Origin of the sequence: Mesobacterium hydrothermale (assembly GCF_035818635.1) — a bacterium.
Lineage (GTDB): Bacteria > Pseudomonadota > Alphaproteobacteria > Rhodobacterales > Rhodobacteraceae > Mesobacterium_A > Mesobacterium_A hydrothermale.
Genome location: NZ_JAYLLH010000005.1, coordinates 151703 through 170482 on the forward strand (window position 1 = coordinate 151703; position 18780 = coordinate 170482).

At 62.3% G+C, this 18780-nt stretch carries 24 protein-coding genes; 18 read left to right on the plus strand and 6 right to left on the minus strand.

The window, feature by feature from the left end; genetic code table 11:
- The first annotated feature begins 26 nt into the window (after window positions 1-26).
- The 9 genes from VK792_RS05725 (at window position 27) to VK792_RS05765 (ending at window position 7123) form a co-directional block, all read left to right on the plus strand.
- On the plus strand, window positions 27-179 hold the full coding sequence (locus VK792_RS05725) for a hypothetical protein (RefSeq protein WP_326296399.1): 153 nt from the start codon (window positions 27-29) through the stop codon (window positions 177-179).
- On the plus strand, window positions 172-675 hold the full coding sequence (gene rimM / locus VK792_RS05730) for a ribosome maturation factor RimM (RefSeq protein ID WP_326296400.1): 504 nt from the start codon (window positions 172-174) through the stop codon (window positions 673-675). Before VK792_RS05725 ends, rimM begins: the two co-directional genes overlap by 8 nt.
- A gap of 609 nt (window positions 676-1284) precedes the next feature.
- Window positions 1285-2271: a hypothetical protein gene (locus VK792_RS05735; protein ID WP_326296401.1), complete on the plus strand. Its 987-nt coding sequence runs from the start codon at window positions 1285-1287 to the stop codon at window positions 2269-2271.
- A gap of 72 nt (window positions 2272-2343) precedes the next feature.
- On the plus strand, window positions 2344-3132 hold the full coding sequence (gene trmD, locus VK792_RS05740) for a tRNA (guanosine(37)-N1)-methyltransferase TrmD (RefSeq protein ID WP_326296402.1): 789 nt from the start codon (window positions 2344-2346) through the stop codon (window positions 3130-3132).
- A gap of 137 nt (window positions 3133-3269) precedes the next feature.
- Window positions 3270-3935, plus strand: a complete 666-nt coding sequence (locus VK792_RS05745; RefSeq protein WP_326296403.1) for a potassium channel family protein — start codon at window positions 3270-3272, stop codon at window positions 3933-3935.
- Window positions 3936-3938: 3 nt separating this feature from the next.
- A complete protein-coding gene (locus VK792_RS05750) occupies window positions 3939-5282 on the plus strand; it encodes a TrkH family potassium uptake protein (RefSeq protein ID WP_326296404.1) in 1344 nt (447 codons plus the stop codon).
- Between the two features lie 216 nt (window positions 5283-5498).
- A complete protein-coding gene (rplS, locus tag VK792_RS05755; RefSeq protein ID WP_326296405.1) occupies window positions 5499-5882 on the plus strand; it encodes a 50S ribosomal protein L19 in 384 nt (127 codons plus the stop codon).
- An 11-nt stretch (window positions 5883-5893) separates the two neighbouring features.
- On the plus strand, window positions 5894-6115 hold the full coding sequence (gene rpmE / locus VK792_RS05760) for a 50S ribosomal protein L31 (RefSeq protein ID WP_326296406.1): 222 nt from the start codon (window positions 5894-5896) through the stop codon (window positions 6113-6115).
- Between the two features lie 198 nt (window positions 6116-6313).
- Window positions 6314-7123 carry a division plane positioning ATPase MipZ gene (locus VK792_RS05765; protein ID WP_326296407.1) on the plus strand — a complete coding sequence of 270 codons (810 nt, stop codon included), beginning with the start codon at window positions 6314-6316 and terminating at the stop codon, window positions 7121-7123.
- A 4-nt stretch (window positions 7124-7127) separates the two neighbouring features.
- On the opposite strand, the gene VK792_RS05770 is transcribed toward VK792_RS05765, so the two are convergent.
- Complete coding sequence (locus VK792_RS05770; RefSeq protein WP_435404830.1) at window positions 7128-7820, minus strand: glutathione S-transferase; 693 nt, start codon at window positions 7818-7820, stop codon at window positions 7128-7130.
- A gap of 216 nt (window positions 7821-8036) precedes the next feature.
- Here VK792_RS05770 and VK792_RS05775 point away from each other — a divergent pair, with 216 nt between their 5' ends.
- From VK792_RS05775 to dut, 4 genes are read left to right on the plus strand one after another with little or no spacing between them, the layout of a single operon-like run.
- Window positions 8037-8915, plus strand: coding sequence for an RNA polymerase factor sigma-32 (locus VK792_RS05775; RefSeq protein ID WP_326296408.1), 879 nt, complete (start codon window positions 8037-8039; stop codon window positions 8913-8915).
- Window positions 8912-9700, plus strand: coding sequence for a ChaN family lipoprotein (locus VK792_RS05780; protein WP_326296409.1), 789 nt, complete (start codon window positions 8912-8914; stop codon window positions 9698-9700). Before VK792_RS05775 ends, VK792_RS05780 begins: the two co-directional genes overlap by 4 nt.
- Before the next feature lie 54 nt (window positions 9701-9754).
- Entirely contained in the window at window positions 9755-10948 is a 1194-nt protein-coding gene (gene coaBC, locus VK792_RS05785) for a bifunctional phosphopantothenoylcysteine decarboxylase/phosphopantothenate--cysteine ligase CoaBC (RefSeq protein WP_326296410.1), read from the plus strand.
- Window positions 10945-11394, plus strand: coding sequence for a dUTP diphosphatase (dut, locus tag VK792_RS05790; RefSeq protein WP_326296411.1), 450 nt, complete (start codon window positions 10945-10947; stop codon window positions 11392-11394). Before coaBC ends, dut begins: the two co-directional genes overlap by 4 nt.
- Before the next feature lie 230 nt (window positions 11395-11624).
- Here dut and VK792_RS05795 read toward each other — a convergent pair whose 3' ends face one another.
- Entirely contained in the window at window positions 11625-11960 is a 336-nt protein-coding gene (locus tag VK792_RS05795) for an ArsR/SmtB family transcription factor (RefSeq protein ID WP_326296412.1), read from the minus strand.
- Window positions 11957-12940 (minus strand): alpha/beta hydrolase, encoded by a 984-nt coding sequence (locus tag VK792_RS05800; RefSeq protein WP_326296413.1) that lies wholly within the window; start codon window positions 12938-12940, stop codon window positions 11957-11959. The genes VK792_RS05795 and VK792_RS05800 overlap by 4 nt, the downstream gene beginning before the upstream one ends.
- 275 nt (window positions 12941-13215) lie before the next feature.
- Here VK792_RS05800 and VK792_RS05805 point away from each other — a divergent pair, with 275 nt between their 5' ends.
- From VK792_RS05805 to VK792_RS05825, 5 genes are all read left to right on the plus strand, one after another.
- Window positions 13216-13557 carry an AtpZ/AtpI family protein gene (locus tag VK792_RS05805; RefSeq protein WP_326296414.1) on the plus strand — a complete coding sequence of 114 codons (342 nt, stop codon included), beginning with the start codon at window positions 13216-13218 and terminating at the stop codon, window positions 13555-13557.
- Window positions 13547-14338 carry a F0F1 ATP synthase subunit A gene (locus VK792_RS05810; RefSeq protein ID WP_326296415.1) on the plus strand — a complete coding sequence of 264 codons (792 nt, stop codon included), beginning with the start codon at window positions 13547-13549 and terminating at the stop codon, window positions 14336-14338. The genes VK792_RS05805 and VK792_RS05810 overlap by 11 nt, the downstream gene beginning before the upstream one ends.
- 82 nt (window positions 14339-14420) lie before the next feature.
- Entirely contained in the window at window positions 14421-14645 is a 225-nt protein-coding gene (locus VK792_RS05815; RefSeq protein ID WP_005981269.1) for a F0F1 ATP synthase subunit C, read from the plus strand.
- Between the two features lie 86 nt (window positions 14646-14731).
- Window positions 14732-15283, plus strand: coding sequence for a F0F1 ATP synthase subunit B' (locus tag VK792_RS05820; protein WP_326296416.1), 552 nt, complete (start codon window positions 14732-14734; stop codon window positions 15281-15283).
- Window positions 15284-15288: 5 nt separating this feature from the next.
- A complete protein-coding gene (locus VK792_RS05825; RefSeq protein WP_326296417.1) occupies window positions 15289-15849 on the plus strand; it encodes a F0F1 ATP synthase subunit B in 561 nt (186 codons plus the stop codon).
- Between the two features lie 67 nt (window positions 15850-15916).
- Here VK792_RS05825 and argE read toward each other — a convergent pair whose 3' ends face one another.
- The 3 genes from argE to VK792_RS05840 form a co-directional block, all read right to left on the minus strand.
- On the minus strand, window positions 15917-17080 hold the full coding sequence (gene argE / locus VK792_RS05830; protein ID WP_326296418.1) for an acetylornithine deacetylase: 1164 nt from the start codon (window positions 17078-17080) through the stop codon (window positions 15917-15919).
- Window positions 17077-18273: an ectoine hydrolase DoeA gene (gene doeA, locus VK792_RS05835; RefSeq protein ID WP_326296419.1), complete on the minus strand. Its 1197-nt coding sequence runs from the start codon at window positions 18271-18273 to the stop codon at window positions 17077-17079. The genes argE and doeA overlap by 4 nt, the downstream gene beginning before the upstream one ends.
- Window positions 18274-18326: 53 nt before the next feature.
- The coding region (locus VK792_RS05840) for an IS630 family transposase (RefSeq protein WP_326296420.1) at window positions 18327-18780 on the minus strand (454 nt) is incomplete at its 5' end.

The window sequence follows — 18780 nt, forward strand, 5'->3', positions numbered from 1 at the left end:
CGGGGGTCGTTCACTGTCACCAGACCATGCGCCTTTTTCGCCTGATTATCTTTGTGGCCATCGCCTTCGTGGTGGGTATGTTCTTTGAACGGTCACAACAGATGGATCGGTGCGAAACCGCGGGCGGTGTCTGGACGCGCGCCAATGTCTGCGCAGGGGCAAGGGAACAGGATGGCTGAATTGATCTGTGTCGGCGCGATTGCCGGGGCCTTCGGTGTTCAGGGGGAAGTGCGGCTGAAAAGCTTTACCGCCGATCCCGAAGCCATCGCCAACTATGGCCCGCTGTCGACAGAGGATGGCGCAACCCGGTTCGAAGTCGAACTGACCCGTGCAATCAAGAATGGTTTTGCCGCGCGCCTGTCGGGCGTCGCGACCAAGGAACAGGCTGACGCGCTGAAAGGCACCCGGCTTTATGCCCCGCGCGAGGTGTTGCCGTCGTTGCCGGATGATGAATTTTATCACGCCGACCTTATCGGCCTGACCGTGTTCGACACCGGCGGGGCGGAACTGGGACGGGTGAAGGCTGTGCTGAATCACGGCGCAGGCGATATTCTGGAACTCACCGTTCCCGGTAATTCCGCAACGGTGTTGTTGCCCTTTACGTTGGCCATCGTGCCGACGGTCGACCTGTCCAGCGAACGGATCGTGGCGGACCCGCCTGACGGGCTGTTCTGAAGCTTGCGCAGATCGTCGTTCGTGCCCGGTTCCAAACAACGGGCCCCAGCAGCGTGCAGGTGATGCCGATCACCAACACCCCACCCTCGCGCTCAAAGATGTCACCGCTGTCCGACCTGCCCGGGGCGGACCCGCCGCTGAATTGTGCGGGACTCGCAGCAGACATCCGCGCACGTCCGGCGCTCGCAAGATCGGTGAATTCTGGACCGGATTCCGCGATTCCCGCCGGATTCCTGAAACTGAACCTGCCCAACCTGTCGAATGAGGCGGCATCAGGGCGAAAAAAGGCAGCAGTAAGGCAGGTTTAAATATATGATATTATGAAATAAAATCGGAAATCCGCTGTCCCGGCCTTGGTTTTTCCCAGCATTTGCCACTTTTCTGCCTTATTTCGACCCGAATGTGACCATGTTTCGTGTGGGGGCACGTTTGATTGGGGGTTTTCCCTTGGTACTGTCGGTTGAACGTATTGCCTTGTCGGCTGCCGCTGTTAGCCCTGGTTTGTTGTTGTCCGTCGTAGATACGGACGTGTTGCGGTTGTCCGTTGGCTGGAGCGGGGCAGCGCTGCCTGTCCTTCTTGCGCTGGTGCTTTCAGGAATTGCGGTTGCCATGTCCTGCAAGGTCGCGCCGGTCGATCTGCGCGGATCGCTGGGGCTGATGCGGCGGCGGGGTATCGTGCACCTGATGGCGGATCTGCCTGCGGTCGAAGCTCAGCGCGGCGATTTGCGGTTCTACCTGTCCGAGGCGCAGACCCAGCCGAACCATTTTGCCGGCAAGCCTGAACCGGAAACCCTGAACCGGGCGATCGGCAGGGCGCTGGCCAAACTGATGTCGGCACGCGGTCTGACCGACCTGGAAACCGCGCCGCGCGCGGCGCTGGCGGAACTCTATGTCTTTTGCAGCGTGATGCGCAGCACCCCTGGGGAAGCGGGCCGCCTGTCGGCGGCCTTTGTGAACCCGTATCAGGTGCTGACGATCCGTGACCATCTGATGACGTTGCACGCAACCCGCCTGCGGTTCGAACGCCAGCGCGACACGTTCGAGGCCACCCGAGCGATCTGGCTGATGCGAAATGGTGTCAAGGGCCTGCGGCTGCGAGACAGTCTTGAGCGTATGGCAATGCCCGATCCCGACCTGTGGCACCACATCGTTTTGGAGCATGATGCCACTTGCCCCGGCCAGAGAGAGGCGGCGCTGTGGTGCGTCCAGCAATCCGCCTGCGACCGTGCGACCGTGGCGGGCTTTCTGGTCAACACCGCGCTGAACGGCAGTTTGAAGCGCGCGGTGCGGCAGGGCGACGCCGGCTTTGTCCGGTCGGTGCGGCGCGTGATCGAGCTGTGGAATGCCGGATGGTATTGCAATCACGAACTTGCGCTGGACCCGCCCGACCGGGTTGAACAGACCCGCGACACGGTTCTGGCTACGCTGGACAAGGTCGCTTGCGACCTGGGAGGGGACCCCTGGCCGGTGCCGCACGGACTGTTCATTCGCTACGAAGGCCGCGCCGTTCGGCGGCGTGACAACTGGTGCTTGATGACCGGGACACTGCTGTCGCCACCGAAATACGAAGATTACGTCGACCCGATTGCCGCCTGAGACAGGGCCGACACCGGCTTGCCCCGTGGTTCCGGCACGGCTAGACCGGGGCGCGCAACAGGGGGCAGACCGATGACAGACACGCCGAAATCGCATGGCCGCAAATCAATCACTGCGTCGCTGAAGCCGCGCGACCTGATGGCGGAACAGCCGGTTCTGGCGAAAGCGTGGCATGCGCAGATCGTCACCCTGTTTCCCGACGCCTTCCCCGGTGTGCTGGGCCTGTCGCTGACCGGTCGCGCGCTGAAAGAGGAAAAATGGCAGCTGGAAACCATCGCCTTGCGCGATTTCGGCGACGGCAAGCACCGTAACGTCGATGACACCCCGGCGGGGGGCGGCGCGGGCATGGTGCTGCGCCCGGACGTGGTTGGGGCGGCGCTGGAACATGCGCGGCGGTCGGCGCGCGGCCGGATGCCGATGGTCTATCTGTCGCCGCGCGGGCGGCCTTTCGATCAGGCAATGGCGCGGCACTTGGCAACGATGGACGGGGTCACGATGATCTGTGGCCGGTTCGAAGGGTTGGACCAGCGGGTGATCGATCATTATGGCATCGCCGAAGTGTCGGTGGGGGACTACGTGCTGACCGGCGGTGAGTTGGCGGCGCAGATCGTTCTGGATGCCACCGTGCGGTTGCTGCCCGGGGTGTTGGGCAACGAAACCTCAACCGAAGAGGAAAGCTTCTCTGACGGGTTGCTGGAGCATCCGCAATACACCCGACCCGCCGAATGGAAAGGCCACCCTATCCCTCCGGTCCTGTTGTCGGGCAACCATGGCGAAATTGCAAAGTGGCGGCACCAGCAAGCCCAGGACCTGACCCGCGAACGCCGCCCGGATCTGTGGCAACGCCTTGAAAAGAAATAGCGTCAAAGCGCCGCTTGACCCTGCGCGCGCATGGGGTCAGTCTGGCGCTCACGTCCGTGGCGCTGCGGGCGCGACCCCGGTCTTGTGAAAGGGGGCGCGATCCGATCTGTGTCCGGCAGGCTGGAATGGGGGGCCGAATGGCCAAGAACAACAGTCGCACCTTGGGCGTGATCGGGCTGGGCAACTTTGGCAGCACCGTCGCCACTGAACTGCAACGCTTCGGCAATCATGTGATTGGGATCGACACTCACGAAGGCCGGGTGGCGAACCATGCTGACAGCCTGTCACAGTCGTTGATCGCCGATGCCCGCGACGATGCTGCCCTTCGCGAAGCCGGGTTGGCGGATTGCGATGCCGGGCTGGTGGCGATCGGCTCGGACCTGGAGGCCAGCATCCTGGCCGCGATCAACCTGAAACTGCTGGGTGTGCCGATGGTCTGGGCCAAGGCCAAGACCAAGACGCATCACCGAATCCTGAGCAAGCTGGGGGTCGATCGGGTGATTCACCCCGAGGTCGAGATGGGCCAGCATATCGCGCAGGTGCTGCACAATCCGCTGGTGCGGGACTATGTCAGCCTTGGCAATGGCTTTCACGTGGTCAATTTCCGCATTCCCGAAAGCCTTGAGGGCAAGACTCTGTCGGATTTGCCCCATGGCGAGAAATTCAACCTGCGCTGCATTGGCGTGATGCGCGGCACCGAGTACATCGGCCAGGACGGGACCGCCTGCCGGCTGGAGCGGGACGACCTGCTGTTGTTGCTGGGCCAGCGCAAGGACCTGCGCAGCTTTGCTTCCAGCCTGTAGACCATGATCAAGCGCGTGACGCACAGGATCCGGCGGATCGGGGCGCTGCACCTGCCGCCCCCGGCGCTGCTGGCGGTGTTCTATCTGGGGACCATCCTGTTGGGGGCCCTGCTGCTGTGGCTGCCGGTTTCGCACCACGGCGGGGTGGGACCTGGAATTGCGATCTTTACCTCGACCTCGGCCGTGACGGTGACGGGGCTTGCGCTGGTCGATACCGGCGCGGCCTTCACAGGCTTTGGGCAGGCGGTGATTGCCGTGCTGATCCAGCTGGGCGGGCTGGGGTTGATGACCTTCGCCGTGCTGGTTCTGGGCGCGCTGGGAATCCCGGTGGGCATGCCGCAACGGTTGATCCTGCGCGAAGACCTGAACCAGACATCGCTGTCAAACCTGACGGTTCTGGTACGCATCATCTTTACCGTTGCGCTGATCTGCCAGGCCGTCGGAGCGTTGTTGCTGTGCCTGGTCTTCGTACCGCAATTTGGCTGGAACGGTATCTGGCAGGCGGTGTTCCATTCGGTATCGGCCTTCAACAACGCAGGGTTCGCGTTGCATCCCGACAGCCTGTCGCACTGGGTTGGCGACCCGGTGGTCAACCTTGTGATCCCGGCGCTGTTCATCCTAGGCGGGCTTGGCTTCATCGTGCTGGGTGACATTTACCAGAAACGCCGGTGGCACCGTCTGACCGTGCATTCCAAGCTGATGATCGCGGGCAGCGGCGTGCTGATCGTCGGGGGGTCTGTCCTGTTCGGACTGATGGAATGGTCGAACCCCGAAACCATGGGCAACCTCAGTGTTGCAGAGAAGCTCTGGGCCAGCTGGTTCCAGGGGGTCAGCCCGCGCACCGCCGGGTTCAACACGATCAACACCGGGGGGATGCACGACAGCACCACGATGCTCACGATGGTGCTGATGCTGATCGGGGGCGGCAGCACCTCGACCGCCGGCGGCATCAAGGTGACCACCGTCGCGGTGCTGCTGCTGGCCACGGTCGCGTTTTTCCGCCGCCGCACATCGATGCATGCATTCGGGCGGTCTTTGGGGTTGGAGGAAGTGATGAAGGTCATGGCGCTGACCACGATATCCATGCTGATCGTGCTGACCTCGATTTTCCTGATTTCGATCAGCCATGACGGCCAGTTTGTCGACCTGGTGTTCGAAGTGACCTCGGCTTTTGGGACAGCGGGCCTGTCGCGCGGGGCGACGCATGAATTGGACACGCTGGGGCGCGCGGTCATCATGTTCACCATGTTCGTGGGCCGGGTGGGGCCATTGGTGGTGGGGTTCTTCCTGGCCACGCGCAGCACACCGCGGGTGAAATTCCCCGCTGGTCAGATCTATCTGGGCTAATCGCCGTCCACGCGACACTTGCGTGACCGGGGCAAAGCGCCTATACGGCCCCATCTTCAGGTGCTGAGGCGACTCGGCGCCTTTTGATATTGGTGTCGGGAAACCTGCCGCCATCCAAAGCAAAGAACAGCTGGTGCACCCCTTTTACCCGGTTGGGTCAAAGCTCTGGCCAGACATTTCCGCGGGCAAACCGCGCGTAACAAAGGAGATGATCAGATGAACCTGATCGCACAGCTGGAGGCGGAACAGATCGCTTCCCTGGGGAAAACCATCCCCGATTTCAAGGCCGGCGACACCGTTCGCGTTGGCTACAAGGTGACCGAAGGTTCGCGCACCCGTGTGCAGAACTACGAAGGTGTTTGCATCAGCCGCAAGAACGGCAAGGGCATTGCCGGTTCGTTCACCGTTCGCAAGATTTCCTTCGGTGAAGGTGTGGAGCGTGTGTTCCCGCTTTATTCGACCAACATCGACAGCATCGAAGTCGTGCGCCGTGGCCGCGTGCGTCGTTCGAAGCTGTATTTCCTGCGCTCGCGTCGCGGCAAGTCGGCCCGTATCGCAGAAGTTACCAACTACAAGGCCCCCAAGGGCGCCGAGGCGTAAGGACTGGCGAGATGAAAAAAGATATCCATCCCGAATACCACCTCGTCGACGTCAAGATGACCGACGGCACCATCTTCCAGGTGCGCACCACCTGGGGCAAAGAGGGTGACACCATGACCCTGGACATCGACCCGACCGCGCACCCGGCGTGGAACGGTGGCAGCACCCGTCTGATGGACCAGGGCGGCCGCGTGTCCAAGTTCAAGAAGAAATACGAAGGCCTGGGCTTCTGATCTGCCCCGCCTTTCAGGTTTCGGGAAACGCCGTCCTTCGGGGCGGCGTTTTCTTTTGCGGGGTGGTTCGGGGCTGAGTCCCCAGCGCCACGAAACCGGGCGGAAAATCTGCGACGGGTTTTCTTGTCTGTCCCCAACATATATTGTAGCGCTCGGCAAAACACCGCAGATCATGCGGGTCAGACAAGGGGCGGAGCGGTGGCTCATATTATCGTTGTAGGGAACGAAAAGGGCGGTGCGGGCAAGTCCACCGTGTCGATGCACGTGGCCTCGGCGCTGGCGCGCATGGGCCACCGGGTCGGTGCGCTGGACCTTGACCTGCGGCAGCGCACGCTGGGCCGTTACGTCGACAACCGACGTGCTTTTTCCGAGGCAGAAGGCCTTGGCCTGCCGTCGCCAACCTACATTGACCTGCCAGAGATCGACCCGGCGGCATTGCAACCCGGTGAAAACATCTATGATCACCGTCTGTCGGCAGCGGTTTCAGAGCTGGAACCCGAAAGCGATTTCATCCTCATTGACTGTCCCGGCTCGCACACCCGGCTCAGCCAGGTGGCGCATTCGCTGGCCGATACGCTGATCACGCCGCTGAACGACAGTTTCGTCGATTTCGATCTGCTGGCCCATGTCGACAGCGACGGGTTGAAGATCAAGGGCCCATCGGTCTATTCCGAGATGGTCTGGAACGCGCGGCAACTGCGGGCGCAGGCCGGGTTGCAGCCCATAGACTGGGTGGTTCTGCGCAACCGTCTGGGCGCCCAGCAAATGGTCAACAAGCAAAAGATGGAAAACGCGTTGGAACGGCTGTCGAAGCGGATTGGCTTCCGCATCGTGCCGGGCTTTACCGAACGGGTGATTTTCCGGGAACTGTTCCCCCGTGGGCTGACCTTGCTTGATCTCAAGGATGTGGGCGTCAAGCAACTGAACATTTCCAACGTGGCAGCCCGACAGGAACTGCGCGACCTGATCAAGTCGCTGAACCTGCCGGGCGTCACGGTGACGTTCTAGCGCCCTAGTCCGCCGGTCCGGGCCAATCCTTCGTTTCCAGTGCGTCCATCGCGTACCACGGCAGGGTCTTGCCGGTGGTCATGCCCCAGCGCCGCCATTCGCGGAACGCGTCGTCTTGCAGGTGCGCGGCGACATAGGCCTGCGCCACCTCATCAACCGGTAGCCCATAGGTCGCGATCCGCGCCGCGACCGGGGCAAAAAACGCGTCCACCGCCGAATAGGCACCGCACAGCCACGGGCCATCCGCGCCGAACCGGTCGCGGGCAAAGGCCCAGATCAACTCCAGCCGGGCGACATCGGACAGAACCTCTTCTGACGGCTGGAAATTCGCGTAGGCCAACCGCAGGTTCATCGGGCAGGCGCCGCGCAGCGCGCTGAACCCTGAATGCATCTCTGCGGCCATCGACCGTGCGGTTGCGCGGGCCGCAGGGTCTGTGGGCCAAAGCCCGGCCTCGGGGTGGCGACTGGCCAGTTCTTCGGCAATCGCCAGCGAATCCCAGACCGCTGCGCCTTCGGGTGTGATCATCGTTGGCACCGTACGGGCGGGGCGCGCGGCGCTGACCTGTTCAGCCACGCTGCTGGCGCTGAAATCCACCAGTTCTTGCTCTGCGCTCAGTCCGAATTTGCGAAACAGCAACCAGCCGCGCAAGGACCAACTGGAATACGCGGGGTCGCCGATGATCAGGCGATAACTCATGGCAGAACCTTTCCATCTGTGTGCCACACCAAGTATGGCACGCCGCCGGTCCGGCCAAAGCGCAAAGTTGTGGCGTTCCCCATCACGGGGCCTGATGGGTCGATTCCGGGGCGCAACGGTCTTTTCGAAACTGAAAGTGATCCGGTTGGGGTTTCGCCTCGTAACCATACCAAACAGCCCCGGAAACCAGGGGCGACGGATCCAAGGGGGAAGACGATGGCACTTGATGCATTTAACGACCAAACCCTGTCGCGCAAGGCGATGAAGGCCGAAATCCTAGATGCAGAGACAGAATTGCGGTTGGCTTATGCCTGGCGTGATCAGCGGGACGAAGCCGCGCTGCATCGTCTGATCACCGCCTACATGCGGCTAGCGATTTCGATGGCGTCGAAGTTCCGCCGCTATGGCGCGCCGATGAACGACCTGATCCAGGAGGCCGGGCTGGGCCTGATGAAGGCCGCCGACAAGTTTGACCCTGATCGCGGCGTGCGGTTTTCGACCTATGCGATCTGGTGGATCAAAGCCAGCATCCAGGATTACGTGATGCGCAACTGGTCTATGGTTCGGACCGGATCGACCAGCAGCCAGAAATCGCTGTTTTTCAACATGAAGCGTGTTCAGGCGCGGCTGGAACGCGAAGCCGCCGCAGAGGGCCGGGTGCTGGAAAGCCACGTGCTGCACCAGATGATCGCCGACGACCTTGGTGTGCCGTTGCACGACGTGGAAATGATGGCGGGCCGGTTGCAAGGTTCGGATTTTTCGTTGAACGCGACACAGTCGACCGACGAGGAAGGCCGCGAGTGGATCGAAACGCTGGAAGACGATGGCGAACACGCCGCCGAGATCGTGCAAGAGGATCTGGACTGGGCGCAATTGCGCGAATGGCTGCTGGTGGCAATGAACGGGCTGAACGAACGCGAAAGGTTAATCGTTCGAGAACGCAAATTGCGGGAAGAAAGCCGCACGCTGGAATCGTTGGGCCAGGAGTTGGGGTTGTCGAAGGAGCGTGTGCGTCAGCTGGAAGCGGCGGCCTTCGCCAAGATGCGGAAATCGCTTGAAGCGCAAAGCCACGAGGTCCATGCATTCTTCGCATGAGACATCTGATCGCCTGCCTCGCACTTGCCGCCGCCCCCGTTTTCGCCGCAGATCTGCAGGGGGTTGACGTGGTGTTCCTTGGGGAGCAGCACGACAACCCACACCACCACGCGCGGCAGGCAGAGCTGACCGCGGACTTATCGCCCAAGGCGCTGGTGTTCGAGATGCTGACAGCGGAACAGGCCACGCAGGTGACGCCGGACCTGATCGGGGACGAGGCGGCACTGGAAGCGGCCTTGGGCTGGAACGACAGCGGCTGGCCGGATTTCAGCATGTATTATCCGATCTTCGCGGCCGCCCCGCAGGCGCGGGTTTACGGTGCCGCCGTTCCGCGCGACGCGGCGCGCGCGGCGATGTCGGATGTCGTGGCGGCATTTGACGGCGATGCCGCTGCGTTTGGACTTGATCAACCCTTGCCAGAGGATCAGCAGGCCGCGCGCGAAGAACTGCAGCAGGCGGCGCATTGCAACGCATTGCCGCCGGAAATGCTGCCGATGATGGTCTCGGTCCAGCGTCTGCGTGATGCCGAACTGGCGCGGCAGGCCAAGCTTGCCTATCAGGCGACGGGTGGTCCGGTGGTGGTGATCACCGGCAACGGGCACGCGCGCGAAGACTGGGGTGCTCCGGTGGCCCTGGCCGCTGCGGCGCCGGACCTGACAATCGCGGCACTGGGGCAAGGCGAAGACGACCGCGACCCCGAGGGCCGGTTCGATACGGTGGCACATTCCCCCAGTATCGAACGCGAAGACCCGTGCGAGGCGTTCCTGAAGTCCCGCGGCAATTGAGTTTTCCGGCGGCGCTGCGTAACACTGCCCTGACGTGAACAGCGGGGCAGGGCCATGTTGCAGGGAAAATCCATCCTTCTGATCATCGGCGGCGGGATCGCCGCCTACAAATGCCTCGACCTGATCCGTCGCTTGCGCGAACGCGGGGCCAGCGTGACACCCGTACTGACCCGCGCGGGGGCAGAGTTCGTGACCCCGCTGTCGGTGTCGGCGCTGTGCGAACGCAAGGTCTTTCAGGACCTGTTCGACCTGACGGACGAGGCCGAGATGGGCCATATCCAGTTGAGCCGGTCTGCCGATCTTGTGCTGGTCGCCCCTGCAACCGCCGACTTGATGGCGAAGATGGCGCAGGGGCTGGCGAACGATCTGGCCTCGACCCTGCTGCTGGCCACCGACACACCGGTGATGATCGCGCCGGCGATGAACGTGCGGATGTGGGACCACCCCGCCACACAGCGCAACCTTGCGACGTTGAAGGCTGACGGTGTGACCGTCATCGGCCCGAACGAAGGTGGCATGGCCTGCGGCGAATTCGGTGCGGGCCGGATGGCGGAGCCGCTGGAAATCGTCGCGGCGGTCGACGCGCAGTTTGCCGATGGTCCGCTCAAGGGCAAGCGGATCCTTGTCACCTCTGGCCCGACGCATGAGCCGATTGATCCGGTGCGCTATATCGCCAACCGGTCGTCCGGCGCGCAAGGCACCGGTATTGCCAAGGCGCTGCGCGATCTGGGGGCGGAAGTGGTGTTCGTCACCGGTCCGGCCAGCGTACCGCCGCCCGACGGGGTCCAGGTGATTGCGGTGGAAAGTGCGCAGCAGATGCACGATGCGGTGATGGCCGCGCTGCCGGTGGATGCGGGTGTCTTTGCCGCCGCCGTCGCGGATTGGCGGGTAAAGGCCCAGTCGAGCCAGAAGATCAAGAAAACCCGCGAAGGGCTGCCGACACTGGAATTCGCGGAAAATCCCGACATCCTTGCCACGGTGTCCAGGCTGACCAAGAACCGTCCGCCCCTGGTGGTGGGCTTTGCCGCGGAAACAGAGGATGTGGTCGCGCTGGCGACGGCGAAACGGGGCCGCAAGGGCTGTGACTGGATCGTGGCGAACGATGTCAGTCCCGCGACCGGTATCATGGGCGGCAGTGAAAACGCGGTGACTTTGATCACCGACGACGGCGCAGAAAGCTGGCCGCGCATGGGCAAGGATGCGGTCGCCCGGCAACTGGCCGATCGGATCGCGCGGGCGCTGGCATGACGGTTGTCCGGTTTCAACGCGTCGCGGGCAATACGGACCTGGCTGTGCCGGCCTATGCCACGCCGGGGGCGGCGGGTCTGGACCTGCGGGCCTTTCTGCCGGACGGGCCGCTGGTGCTGGAACTGAACCGCGTGCATCTGGTGCCCACCGGATTCCGGGTGGAACTGCCCGCAGGCACGGAAATGCAAATTCGTGCGCGGTCGGGGCTTGCCCTGAAACACGGGATCATCCTGCCCAACGCGCCCGGCACTGTGGACGAGGATTACCGGGGCGAAGTCATGGTTGGCCTGATGAACCTTGGGCAGGCACCGTTTGCCATCGCGCATGGCGAGCGTATCGCACAGGCGGTGATCGCCGATGTCAGACGCGTCACGATCGAAGAGGCCGCAACCCTGTCGGATACCGCGCGGGGGGCCGGCGGGTTTGGATCGACCGGACGGGAGTAAACGCCCTTTGCGGGTAGGAAAGGTTAATTTTCCCCTTAGACATGTTTTGTCTTTCCCGTATAAATTGCGTCAGGGCTGGCCGTTTCTCCATTACCTATGAGTTCATTGGCACGAACTGCCGTCAATGCAACGCATCTGTGGGGACCGCTGCCGCTGTGGGGGCTGTTTTTGGGTATCGTTTGACCGAGTATTGCCAAAAAGGCGCGCAGCAATCTGCTTTGTCCGTCGGGTCAGGCCTCTGGGTCTGACCCGATCTCATTTTCAAGGAACCTCTCGAAGGCATCCAGGTGGATTGGCTCGAACTGTCCGAACCCCTGCATCCAAACGCTTGCAGAGCGCAGCGAGTCCGGCTCCAGCTTGCACCATTTCACCCGCCCGCGTTTTTCCTGGCTGATCAGCCCGGCCTCGGCCAGAACGCCCAGGTGTTTGGAAATCGCGGCGAGGGACATTTCGAATGGTTCGGCCACGTCGGTCACTGCCATATCATCTTCCAGCAACATCGACAGGATTTGCCGCCGGGTCGGGTCTGCCAGCGCGGCAAAGACGGCGTCCAGATGCCGGCTCACGGGCGGTCGTCCAGAATGAAACCGGCGATCGCGTCGACCAACCCGTCGGTCAGTGGAAGGTTCGGATCCCGATAGGTGGTCATGTTGTCCTGTCGCGTCGGTCCGGGGGTGGTTTTCAGGACATGTGTCATACCCGGCAGGGTCAGTCTTTGGGAGTCGGGGCGAGCCTGGGCCAGTACGTCGGCGTCCTGCATGCCGATTTGCAGGTCGGCGTCCCCCTGCACGATCAACAAGGGCAGATCGGTCGCCTGCGCCAATTCCGTCGGGTTATGGGCGAAAAGGTCGATCAGAAAGGGCTGTACCTGTGGTGCAAAAAGTCCCTGCAAGCTGGGGGGCAGGTCCGCCACCGGAACCGGGTTGCCGATGACCAGTTGTAAGATGGCTTTTTGCGCCATGGGCAGATCGTTTTCCAGTTCGGGCACACGGCTGAGTTGTTCGAGCAGGATTGCGCTGACCGGGCGGCCCGGTGTAGCCAGCAGGATGATCCCGCACAGGTCATCGCGCCGTTGAGCGACCTTCAGGGCGATCAACCCGCCCTCGGAATGGCCGGCCAGCCAGACGCAGGTTTGAGGCCCGCGATCACGCAGCATGTCGATCAGAAGATCGGCATCCCGGGCATAGGCGTCCAGGGTAACCGCATTCCCATCGCCGCCGCTGGTTCCGACCCCGCGCTTGTCGGCGCGCAGGGTCGCTATGGCGTGGTCAGCCAATCCTTCTGCCAGCTTGCGGTAGGTGTCGGTTTTCAGCCCGAACGCCGAATTTCCGTTCCGATCCGTCGGGCCAGAGCCGGGCAGGATCAGAACCGCCGCTCGTACGCTTTCGGGCAGCGACAGCGTGGCGCCCAGCGGGCCCGCCGGGCCGGGCAGGGTCAGGTCGGTTTCCGCGGCGGCGACAGGGCTGCTCAGGGCGCAGCACAGCAGCAGCGCACCGGTAATGCGGCCGAGAGCGGTCTTGCGCAGGAGTTTGGCGGTATGTGTCACAGCTTTCCGGGTAAGCCGCGCAGTTTGCCCGGTCAAGCGGCGCGTTTGCGCAAACAGCTGGCGACCGAAAGAAACTCAACCAGATCGTTGAATATGCGTTTTGGCGGCTTTCGCCGGGGTTGCCTGCCGCGACTCTTCGCGGCATGGGGTGCTCGAAATCGAAAATTCTCGTTTTTTCAATAGGATATAACCGTCTATCTGACTGGTATCCGCTTCTTGACTCAGGCCACGCTGCACCGTAGCAAAGCGGCAATTGTCCAAATGGGGCGACAGGTGTGTCCGAAGACGATCCGAAGCAGCGTTTGAAAGAGCTGGAAGCGCGGATCGCGGCGGCGAAGGCCGACAAGGGCGCCAAACCGCACCAAGAGGAACACTATTCCCAGGCCAATATTGCCTGGCGCATGGTGACGGAACTTGTGGCCGGTCTTGGGATCGGCTTTGGCATCGGCTACGGGCTGGACAGCCTGATGGGAACGCTCCCGTGGTTCATGGTGCTGTTTACATTTCTGGGTTTCGCGGCCGGCATCAAGGTGATGATGCGCACGGCCAACGAAATCCAGGCGGCAAAACTGGCCGAGCAGGCCGGAGAGGACACGAGGGAAAAAGATGGCGACTGAAGCAGCGCACGGAGCAGAAATGGCCCACGGTGCAGAGCATGCAGCCGAGGGCGGCAGCCTGGTCTTCCACCCGATGGATCAGTTCATTGTCAAGCCGCTGTTCGGCCATGGCGACGTGGGCATGTTCACCATCACCAACGTGACGCTGTGGCTGGCGATTGCCGTTCTGGCAATCATAGGTCTGATGGTTCTGGGCACGTCCAAGCGCGCCATCATCCCGACCCGCAGCCAGTCGATCGCCGAACTGGCCTATGGCTTTGTCTACAAGATGGTGGAAGACGTCACCGGCAAGGACGGTCTGAAGTACTTCCCCTACATCATGACCCTGTTCCTGTTTATCGTGTTCGCAAACTTCCTTGGCCTGATCCCGATGTCGTTCACCACCACCTCTCACTTCGCGGTGACCGTGGTCTTGGCGCTGGCCGTGTTCCTGACCGTGACCATCCTTGGTTTTGTCAAGAACGGCGCATCGTTCCTTGGCCTCTTCTGGGTGTCGAGCGCGCCGCTGGCGCTGCGCCCGATCCTGGCAATCATCGAGCTCATTTCGTACTTCGTCCGTCCCGTCAGCCACTCCATCCGTCTTGCCGGCAACGTCATGGCAGGCCACGCGGTGATCAAGGTGTTCGCAGGCTTTGCCGCGATCGCAACGATCAGCCCGCTGTCGGTCGTCGCGATCACCGCGATGTACGGCCTGGAAGTGCTGGTGGCCTTCATTCAGGCCTACGTTTTCACGATCCTGACCTGCGTGTACCTGAAGGACGCGCTGCACCCGCATCACTAACGACCGTCGCGGCGGGGCACGGCCCCGCGCTACGCCCGATACAACCCAATACCGCAACTTCCAATCGTAAGGAGATACACACATGGAAGGCGATCTCGCACACATCGGCGCAGGCCTGGCAGCAATCGGTTCCGGCGCAGCCGCAATCGGGGTGGGCAACGTGGCCGGCAATTTCCTGGCCGGCGCTCTGCGCAACCCTTCGGCAGCTGCTTCGCAGACCGCCACCCTGTTCATCGGTATCGCGTTCGCAGAAGCGCTGGGGATCTTCGCGTTCCTCGTGTCGCTGCTGCTGATGTTCGCCGTCTAATTCGCGGAACCTGATCCTTACGCGCGGGCGGCTTGCAGTCGCTGCAAGCCGCCCGATGTAGAGACAACGTTCCGACGGAGGACATTATGGCAACCGAACCTCTTGCCGAAGAGATGGTCGGCACCTGCGTCGACAGCCATGGCTCTGCCATTGGTATGCCGCAGCTGTGCTTTGACTGGTTCCCGAACCAGATCTTCTGGCTGGTCATCACGCTTGTGGTGATCTTCTTCGTCCTGTCCCGCGTTGCGCTGCCGCGCATTGCCGCGGTTCTGGCGGAACGTCAGGGAACCATCACGAATGATTTGTCCGCAGCCGAAGACCTGAAGCGTCAGGCCGTCGAAGCGGAAGATGCCTATAACAAGGCGCTGGCCGACGCACGTGCGCAGGCCCAGCAGATCGCCGCCGAAGCCCGCGCCGAAATTCAGGCCGAACTGGATGTGGCCATGAAGAAGGCTGATGAGGAAATCGCAGCGAAAGCCGCGGAATCCGAAAAAGCCATTTCTGACATTCGTGCGTCCGCCATGGAAAGCATCGAAGCTGTCGCCAAGGACACCACCGGCGCAATCGTCGCGGCTCTGGGTGGCAAGGCCGATGCATCCGATGTGGATGCGGCCGTAACCGGCCAGTTGAAAGGGTAATCGATATGCGCAAGCTGACATTGACCCTTGCCCTCGCGCTGAGCGCATCGCCGGCACTGGCGGCAAGCGGGCCGTTCTTCTCGCTTGGCAACACGAACTTCATCGTGCTGCTGGCGTTCCTTCTGTTCCTTGCCGTCCTGGTCTATTTCAAGATCCCCGGGCTGCTGGGGGGCATGCTGGACAAGCGCGCCGAAGGCATCCGCGACGAATTGGACGAAGCCCGCAAGCTGCGTGAAGAGGCCCAAAGCCTGCTGGCCAGCTACGAGCGCAAGCAGCGCGAGGTCGAAGACCAGGCGCAGCGCATCGTAGCCCACGCCAAGGAAGAGGCAAAGATCGCTGCGGAGCAGGCCAAGGCCGAACTGCAGAAATCCATTGCCCGCCGTGTCGCCGCTGCCGAAGATCAGATCGCCTCGGCACAGACCGCCGCTGTGAAGGAAGTGCGGGATCGCGCCGCTGCCGTTGCGATTGCCGCTGCCCGTGACGTGATCGCCAAGCAGATGACGGCAGCCGAAGGCAACAAGCTGATCGATGCCGCCATCTCCGAAGTGGGTGCCAAGCTGCACTGACCGGCCTTGGAGCGAACACTTGAAAAGCCCGGGCGCAGGCCCGGGCTTTTTCTTTTCCGGCGATGGCTCAGGCGGCGATCTTGCGGCCCAGCCCCTCAAGCATCTGGATACACTTCACCAGTTCGCTGCGGGCGACGTATTCATCGGGTTTGTGCGCCTGCGCGATATGTCCCGGCCCACAGACAACAACAGACATGCCCATCTGCTGGAACAACCCTGCTTCGGTTCCGAAGGGAACCACGTCGCAACTGTTGCTTCCGGTCAGTTCGGCGACAAGGTCGCGGGCCGCATTGTCGGCCATCGGTTCCAGGCCCACGACCTCTCCGATCACCTCAGTGACGATATCGGCCTTGGGGCTGACCGCGCGCATGGCGGGCAAAAGGACATCGGTGATATGCGCCTGTAGGTGATCCTTGACGAAATCGGCATCCGACCACTGTACCGGGCGCATTTCCCAGTCCAGAACAGCCTTGCCGGGAATGACATTGTGCATCGTCCCGCCATGCAACGCGCCGATGTTGACCGTGGTCCAAGGGGGATCGAAACGGCTGTTCGAGGGCGCCCGGTGTTGCAAGTCACCGGCAAGCTCCATCAAGCGGCTGACATATTGCACGGCATAGGAAACCGCGTTTACCCCACGCCCGGGGTTCGATCCATGACCTTCCAACCCGGTGAACCGTACGGTGTATTCGCAGCAGCCCTTGTGCCCCTCGATGATCTGCATTCCGGTCGGTTCACCGATGATCGCGACCGCAGGTTTCAGCCCGCGTTTCTGCAATTCCGGTACCAGTTCCTGGGCACCCATACAGCCGACTTCTTCGTCATGGGTCAGCGCAATGTGCAGCGGTCGGCGCAAGGGCCCCTCGGCAAAGCGCGGCGCCATGGCCAGGACCGTGGCGATAAATCCTTTCATGTCACAACTGCCACGCCCAAACAGAAGATCATCCCGTTCCAGAAGGCTGAACGGGTCGGATGACCAGTCCTGATCGTCGACCGATACCACGTCGGAATGCCCCGACAGAACGATGCCGCCGTCGCGATCGGGACCGATGGTGGCAAACAGGTTGGCCTTTTGGCCAGTTTCGTCGTGAAAAACCTCAACTCGCGCGCCGCAGCCGTCCAGCAGGTCGGCGGCAAACCCGATCAGGTCCAGATTGGATAGGTGCGACACCGTCGGATAGGCAACCAGTTGCGCCAACAGCTCTTCTGACCGGGCAAGCGTGCGTGTCATGGCTTCACGAACATCTGGCGCGGCCGGTCGCAGAAGGTTTCCGCGGGTCCATCTTCGGTGATCAGGATCGACTCGGTGATTTCCAGCCCCCAGTCGTCCATCCAGAGGCCGGGCATGAAATGGAAGGTCATGCCGGGTTCCAGAACGGTCTGATCTTCGGACCGAAGGCTGATCGTGCGTTCGCCCCAGTCGGGCGGATAGGACAGGCCAATGGGATAGCCACAGCGTGCGCCCCGTTCGATGCCCGCACGTTCCAGGGGGGCCGCCAGCGCATTTGCGATATCGCAGGCGCGATTGCCGGCGCGCGCAGCTTGCAACCCGGCTTCCAGACCCTCGGTCAGTGCCGCTTCAGCACGTTTCAGCGACTCCGGCGGGGTTCCAAGGAAGATGGTCCGGCAAAATGGCGCGTGATAGCGACGGTAGCAGCCCGAGATCTCGAAGAAGGTCGCCTCGCCCTTCTGGAACGGGCGACCGTCCCAGGTCAGGTGCGGAGCGGCGGCATCCGTACCCGACGGCAGCAAAGGCACGATGGCGGCATAGTCGCCCCAATGCCCGTCGACACCGCGAATGGCGTCGCGGAACACCTCGGCCACGATCTCGTTCTTGGGGATACCGGGTTCGACGCGTTCCAGCAGCCCGTCGATCACTTTCTCCGAAATGCGCCCGGCGCGGCGGATAAAGGTGATCTCTTCCTCGGACTTCACGCCGCGTTGCCAGTTCACCAGCGCTGTCGCATCGGTGAAACGTGCATTGGGCAGGGCGGCGGTCAGCGTGGCAAAGGCTTTGGCCGAGAAATAGTAATTGTCCATTTCGACGCCGATCCGACCGCCGCCGTGACCCATATCGGCCAGGCGCTGCGCCAGGTCCTGCATCGGGTGGCGTTCGGTCGACTGGACAAAGTTGTCGGCATAGCCCCAGACACGGTCGTCATCCATCCAGACGGTGCGCATCGCGCCGTTGGCATCCTGCCTGCGCCCCCACCAGACCGGATCGGCATCGGGAAAGACCAAGACACCCTGATGTACGTAGAACGACCAGCCATCATAAGCGGTCAGCCACGCCATGTTCGACGGATCGCTTACCAGCAACACGTCCAATCCGGCACGGTCCATTGCAGCGCGGGTCTTGGACAGGCGTCGGGCATATTCCGCGGCGCTGAAGGGCAGGTCGCGGGGAAAACGTTGGTTGGCCACCGGGGGACCTCTTTCTTGGTGAAAATCCTGGGTCAGATCAAACCGCGAAACGCCTAGTGGATTGAATCCAACATTTGGAACCCTCGATTTCTTGCGGCGATGATGTCGTTGGGGTCTGCCCGCCAAACGAATGGCTTGGCTTCGGTGGCGTTGTGTTCGGCGATGAAACGGTTAATGGCGGCTTGCAGATCGACGACCGAATGGAACACGCCATGCTTCAGGCGCCGACGGGTCAGTTTCGCAAAGAACCCCTCCACCGCGTTCAGCCATGACGATGATGTCGGGATGAAGTGGAAGGTCCAGCGCGGATGCCGGGCCAGCCAGGCGCGCACCTTGGAATGTTTGTGGGTGCAGTAATTGTCGAGGATGACGTGGACGGACTTGCCCTTGGGGACGTCCCGTTCGATCTGGTTGAGAAAGCGGATGAACTCCTGATGCCGGTGGCGCTGCATGTTCCGGCCGATGACCGACCCGTCCAGCACGTTGAGCGCGGCAAACAGCGTGGTC

Bases quoted from the DNA above. Each gene is read 5' to 3' on its own strand.
- VK792_RS05745 (WP_326296403.1), top strand. From the start codon at position 3,270: ATGGCCAAGAACAACAGTCGCACCTTGGGCGTGATCGGGCTGGGCAAC.
- VK792_RS05770 (WP_435404830.1), bottom strand. From the start codon at position 7,820: ATGAGTTATCGCCTGATCATCGGCGACCCCGCGTATTCCAGTTGGTCC.
- VK792_RS05820 (WP_326296416.1), top strand. From the start codon at position 14,732: ATGGCAACCGAACCTCTTGCCGAAGAGATGGTCGGCACCTGCGTCGAC.
- argE (WP_326296418.1), bottom strand. From the start codon at position 17,080: ATGACACGCACGCTTGCCCGGTCAGAAGAGCTGTTGGCGCAACTGGTT.
- VK792_RS05810 (WP_326296415.1), top strand. From the start codon at position 13,547: ATGGCGACTGAAGCAGCGCACGGAGCAGAAATGGCCCACGGTGCAGAG.
- VK792_RS05735 (WP_326296401.1), top strand. From the start codon at position 1,285: ATGTCCTGCAAGGTCGCGCCGGTCGATCTGCGCGGATCGCTGGGGCTG.
- coaBC (WP_326296410.1), top strand. From the start codon at position 9,755: ATGTTGCAGGGAAAATCCATCCTTCTGATCATCGGCGGCGGGATCGCC.
- VK792_RS05750 (WP_326296404.1), top strand. From the start codon at position 3,939: ATGATCAAGCGCGTGACGCACAGGATCCGGCGGATCGGGGCGCTGCAC.
- VK792_RS05725 (WP_326296399.1), top strand. From the start codon at position 27: ATGCGCCTTTTTCGCCTGATTATCTTTGTGGCCATCGCCTTCGTGGTG.
- rimM (WP_326296400.1), top strand. From the start codon at position 172: ATGGCTGAATTGATCTGTGTCGGCGCGATTGCCGGGGCCTTCGGTGTT.
- VK792_RS05780 (WP_326296409.1), top strand. From the start codon at position 8,912: ATGAGACATCTGATCGCCTGCCTCGCACTTGCCGCCGCCCCCGTTTTC.
- dut (WP_326296411.1), top strand. From the start codon at position 10,945: ATGACGGTTGTCCGGTTTCAACGCGTCGCGGGCAATACGGACCTGGCT.
- trmD (WP_326296402.1), top strand. From the start codon at position 2,344: ATGACAGACACGCCGAAATCGCATGGCCGCAAATCAATCACTGCGTCG.
- rplS (WP_326296405.1), top strand. From the start codon at position 5,499: ATGAACCTGATCGCACAGCTGGAGGCGGAACAGATCGCTTCCCTGGGG.
- VK792_RS05775 (WP_326296408.1), top strand. From the start codon at position 8,037: ATGGCACTTGATGCATTTAACGACCAAACCCTGTCGCGCAAGGCGATG.
- rpmE (WP_326296406.1), top strand. From the start codon at position 5,894: ATGAAAAAAGATATCCATCCCGAATACCACCTCGTCGACGTCAAGATG.
- VK792_RS05815 (WP_005981269.1), top strand. From the start codon at position 14,421: ATGGAAGGCGATCTCGCACACATCGGCGCAGGCCTGGCAGCAATCGGT.
- VK792_RS05825 (WP_326296417.1), top strand. From the start codon at position 15,289: ATGCGCAAGCTGACATTGACCCTTGCCCTCGCGCTGAGCGCATCGCCG.